The sequence below is a fragment of the Methylophaga sp. UBA5088 genome (genome assembly GCF_002414625.1).
In the GTDB taxonomy this organism is placed as follows: domain Bacteria; phylum Pseudomonadota; class Gammaproteobacteria; order Nitrosococcales; family Methylophagaceae; genus Methylophaga; species Methylophaga marina.
The window spans coordinates 13,040-17,549 of sequence record NZ_DIAC01000026.1 but is presented as its reverse complement, the minus strand read 5'-3'; the positions used below and the strand labels follow the sequence as shown (position 1 = coordinate 17,549).

Genomic DNA, 4,510 nt, shown 5'->3' with positions numbered 1-4,510 from the left:
TATTCCTCGGCCGCTTCCCGGTATTGTCCCGAAAGTTCTGAAGCGAGCGTTTCAATTTGTGCGGGCTTTGTCATGCCGATAGGTGATTGCACTGGCTGACAAGCCGTCAAGCTCAGGAGGATAATGGCGGATAACCAGAAGCTGCGTTTCAGGGACATAAGGTCATTCTATAATTTAGTCATAGGAGGCATCATCTTACCTGTTCGCGTATATTACGACCACACTGTATTTAAGATTAAGGAAACACTGTGAGCGAGAGCCAAGCAGGTCAATTATTCATTGTCGCTACACCTATCGGTAATTTAAACGATTTTTCAGCAAGAGCGATTGAGGTATTGAAAAGCGTTGATGTCATTGCTGCTGAAGATACACGGCATAGCAAATATCTGTTGCAGCATTATGCCATTCAAACACCCAGTATATCTTTGCATGAGCATAATGAGCAGCAACGCAGTGATGCTCTCTGTCAACGGTTACTAGGAGGTGAGTCTGTCGCCTTAATCAGTGACGCGGGAACACCGTTAATCAGTGACCCTGGCTATCGCTTGGTGACGACGGTAAGAGAAGCGGGAATTCGTGTTACTCCCATTCCTGGATGTTGTGCCTTAATTACGGCCTTGTCTGCGTCAGGTCTTGCTTCTGACCGGTTCAGCTTTGAAGGATTTTTGCCTGCTAAATCGTCAGCTCGTAAACAGTTTATGGAATCGCTTAAGTCCGATACAAGGACCTTAATATTCTATGAAAGTCCACGTCGTCTGGTGTCGGCACTAGAGGAAGCTGTGCTTATTTTTGGTGAACAAAGACGCGCTTGTCTGGCACGGGAGTTAACGAAACTTCACGAGACTATTGAAACGCGATCGTTAATCGAGCTTCTGGCATGGGTAAAAGCAGATGATAACCAGCAGCGTGGTGAGTGCGTTTTATTAATAGAGGGCAGTCAGAATGAGGTCTCTGCAGATGAGCAAGAGGTCCGTCGGCTACTGCAAATTCTGCTGACTGAGCTCCCGGTCAAAAAAGCGGCGGCGATGGTGGCTAACATCACTGGTGGCAGTAAAAATGAAGCCTATCAGCTGGCGTTGAAATTACAGCAGAAAACTTAGCCTTTAGGTAGAATAGCGCACTGAGACGACTTGGCAATCGCACTGATAGTGATATCGGTGAGGAAAGTCCGGGCTCCAAAGGGTAAGGTGCCAGGTAACACCTGGGGGGCGTGAGCCCACGGCCAGTGCAACAGAGAGTATACCGCCGAAGCGATTCGGTAAGGGTGAAAGGGTGCGGTAAGAGCGCACCGCGCTTCTGGTAACAGAAGTGGCATGGTAAACCCCACCTGGAGCAAGACCAAATAGAGGAACGTCTGTTTCGGCAGACATGTGCGACCCGTACTGTTCCTGGGTAGGTTGCTTGAGGCTGATGGCGACATCAGTCCCAGATGAATGATTGTCCTCGACAGAACCCGGCTTATCGGTCGTCTCAACCTAACATGTCATCATCGAAATAACTGCTGCAGACAGAGTCAATTTTTCTGTCTGAGCAGTTATTTTTTTGTCTTTTAGATACGTAATCTAGAATTTACTTTAACTTCACATGCCAGTTTTTTGATAAGAAAGACCTCCTTGAGAAACACCTCCAGTCATTTTCTCCCACTTTTATGAAAAGTCTCTAAGTCATTGTCATAAAAAGAGGATTTTGTTTATTCACAGGCTTGACTTCGGACATTTGCACTCCTATAGTGTCGACAAGTGGGGGAAAGTGGATCTTAGTGGATCGTGTTTTTTGAGGATGACCAGTGTTTCGAGGCGTGGCAACTTTCAATCTTGATGCAAAAGGACGGATGGCTGTTCCAGCCAAGTTCCGCAAGCATCTTGACGTCTGTTGTGAAGGCCGATTAGTCATCACCATCGATCATTCTGATCATTGTTTGCAGTTGTACCCATTACCTGAATGGGAAATTGTTGAAGAAAAACTTTCCGCATTACCCAGTTTGAATCCTCAAGTACGTCGATTAAAAAGAATGCTTCTCGGTTATGCCACTGAATGTGAAATGGATGGCAATGGCCGTATTTTATTACCCGCTAAATTACGTGAGTTTGCAGGCCTTGATAAAAACATGGTGATGATTGGTCAAGGTAACAAGTTTGAGTTGTGGAATGAACAAACTTGGAATGAACTCATGGATGAATGTTTAGAAGAAGATTTTGGCGAGATTTTACCGGCTGAACTAGAAAGCCTGTCGATATAAGGCGGAATTATGACTGAGAACGACTCGGAACATCTGCCAGTCTTGTTAAGCGAGACCATACAGGGCTTGTCAGTGAAGGCAGATGGTAAATATCTTGATGCTACCTTTGGTCGCGGCGGGCACAGCCGTGCCATTCTTGCGTTGTTGTCTGACAATGGCCGCTTATTGGGTTTGGATCGTGATCCTCAAGCGATCAAAACAGGTCAGGCTTTGGCTACAAAAGATCCCCGTTTTTCTATTGAACATGGCAATTTCTCAGAACTGAATACAGCGGTTCATGCGCGTCTCTGGCAAGGCAATGTCGATGGAATCTTGATGGACATTGGTGTGTCTTCACCACAGTTAGATGATGCGGAGCGTGGATTCAGCTTTATGAAAGATGGACCACTTGATATGCGAATGAATCCTGAAGCGGGTTTAAGTGCAGCAGAGTGGTTGGCAACAGCTGACATGGATGAAATTGCTGATGTGATAAAAACGCTGGGTGAAGAACGTTATGGCAAACGTATTGCCAGAGCGATTGTGGAAACACGTGATGAACATCCTATTACAACGACTAAACAGTTAGCCGATTTAGTGGATAAAGCCAGTCCATCACGCGACAAGTTCAAGCATCCAGCTACCAGAACATTTCAGGCTATTCGAATTTTTATCAACAATGAGCTGGAAGAACTTACAACAGCTTTAGAGCAAGCTTTGGATGTATTAGCCGTGGGTGGTCGTTTGGCAGTGATTAGTTTTCACTCACTCGAAGATCGCATTGTGAAACGGTTTTTCCGCGATGAAGCCCGTGGTGATGATCTACCGTCTCATTTCCCCGTCACTGTAGATCAATTAAATCCTCGTCTGAAAGTGATTGGCAAAGCTATCAAAGCATCAGAAGAAGAAATCAAACTCAATCCACGCGCTCGAAGTGCCGTGCTTCGTATAGCGGAGAAGCTGGCATGAATTTAAAAGCACTGTTAGAAACCATCAAGATTGATACGCCATTATTCGTAATGGCTTTTGTCGTTTTGGTTTCTGCTGTGTCTGTGATTTATACAAAACACATGAGCCGAAATGAATTTGTGCAACTGCAACAATTAGAAAAACAACGTGATGCTCTGAACGAAGAGTGGGGACGTTTATTGTTGGAAGAAAGCACTTGGGCAAGCCCAAGTCGTGTAGAGCAAGAAGCGAAACGACGTCTGGATATGACCGTACCTAAATCTGATATGACAGTGGTGGTAAAACCATGAAGCAGCACGGTCAGAAAGTGCAACAAGTTGGCGCTTGGCGCCTTAATCTGGTTCGCATCATGTTTGTATTGATGGTGGCTGGATTATGCTGGCGTTTGGCTGATATCCAGGTCTTAAATCCTGAGTTTTTGCGTCATCAAGGTGATGCCCGCCATCTTCGTCAAGTGCCTATCGTTGCTCATCGCGGGATGATTATGGATCGCCATGGTGAACCATTGGCGATAAGTACGCCTGTACATTCTGTCTGGTTAAATCCTCAGGATGTATTAGCGAGTGATCCCCGCATACCACAACTGGCACAGTTACTGGGTTTATCCGTCCAAAAAATTAAAAATAAGATTGAAGAGAATCAGTCCCGAGAATTTGTGTATCTGAAACGTCGTATCACACCGGAATTATCAGCAAAAGTAAAAGCGCTGGGCATACAGGGTGTGGCGCTTCAACGTGAATACAAACGTTATTATCCAGCTGGTGAAGTTGCTTCACATATTGTGGGTTTTACCAATATTGATGATATCGGTCAGGAAGGACTTGAGCTGACTTACGATGCAGTGCTGACTGGTCGCCCTGGACTGAAGCGTATGGTGCGTGACAGCCGTGGTAATTACGTTGAAGGTGGTGAGCTGATTCGTCCGGCTAAATCCGGCGAAAATGTGCAGTTGAGCATTGATCTCAGACTGCAATATTTAACTTACCAAGCCTTGAAGAAAACCGTTGCTGAACATCAGGCAAAATCAGGTACTGCTGTCATTCTTGATACGCGTACGGGTGAAGTGCTGGCGATGGCTAATCAGCCCTCATATAACCCAAACAATAGAGCCGGCCTCAAACCCAGTGATCTCAGAAACCGTGCCGTTACTGATTTGTTTGAACCGGGCTCAACGGTCAAGCCATTTACGGTCGTCAGTGGTATTAAATCGGGTGAGTTTGATCAAAGCACCATCATTAATACACACCCTGGCTATTATCGAGTAAGTGGCCACCCCATAAAAGATTTCAGAGACTATGGTGAAATCGACTTGACGACCCTTAT

At 45.7% G+C, this 4,510-nt stretch carries 5 protein-coding genes and 1 other RNA gene; all 6 read left to right on the top strand.

Annotation, left to right across the window (positions count from 1 at the left end; genetic code table 11):
- Positions 1–248: 248 nt before the first annotated feature.
- Positions 249–1,100 (top strand): 16S rRNA (cytidine(1402)-2'-O)-methyltransferase, encoded by an 852-nt coding sequence (rsmI, locus tag B4K20_RS03145; protein WP_289281853.1) that lies wholly within the window; start codon positions 249–251, stop codon positions 1,098–1,100.
- Between the two features lie 21 nt (positions 1,101–1,121).
- Positions 1,122–1,477: RNase P RNA component class A (gene rnpB, locus B4K20_RS03140), an RNA gene on the top strand.
- A 309-nt stretch (positions 1,478–1,786) separates the two neighbouring features.
- The gene (mraZ, locus tag B4K20_RS03135; protein WP_286305486.1) at positions 1,787–2,239 is read left to right on the top strand and encodes a division/cell wall cluster transcriptional repressor MraZ; all 453 of its coding nucleotides are present in this window, start codon (positions 1,787–1,789) and stop codon (positions 2,237–2,239) included.
- Positions 2,240–2,248: 9 nt separating this feature from the next.
- Positions 2,249–3,187: a 16S rRNA (cytosine(1402)-N(4))-methyltransferase RsmH gene (gene rsmH, locus B4K20_RS03130; protein WP_289281851.1), complete on the top strand. Its 939-nt coding sequence runs from the start codon at positions 2,249–2,251 to the stop codon at positions 3,185–3,187.
- Complete coding sequence (gene ftsL, locus B4K20_RS03125; protein ID WP_289281850.1) at positions 3,184–3,477, top strand: cell division protein FtsL; 294 nt, start codon at positions 3,184–3,186, stop codon at positions 3,475–3,477. Before rsmH ends, ftsL begins: the two co-directional genes overlap by 4 nt.
- A partial coding sequence (locus tag B4K20_RS03120) for a peptidoglycan D,D-transpeptidase FtsI family protein (RefSeq protein ID WP_289281849.1) occupies positions 3,474–4,510 on the top strand: 1,037 nt, incomplete at its 3' end. The genes ftsL and B4K20_RS03120, both read left to right, overlap by 4 nt.

What these genes read in the sequence shown, in the direction of transcription:
- ftsL (WP_289281850.1), top strand. Translation starts at nt 3,184, where the DNA reads ATGAATTTAAAAGCACTGTTAGAAACCATCAAGATTGATACGCCATTA.
- rsmH (WP_289281851.1), top strand. Translation starts at nt 2,249, where the DNA reads ATGACTGAGAACGACTCGGAACATCTGCCAGTCTTGTTAAGCGAGACC.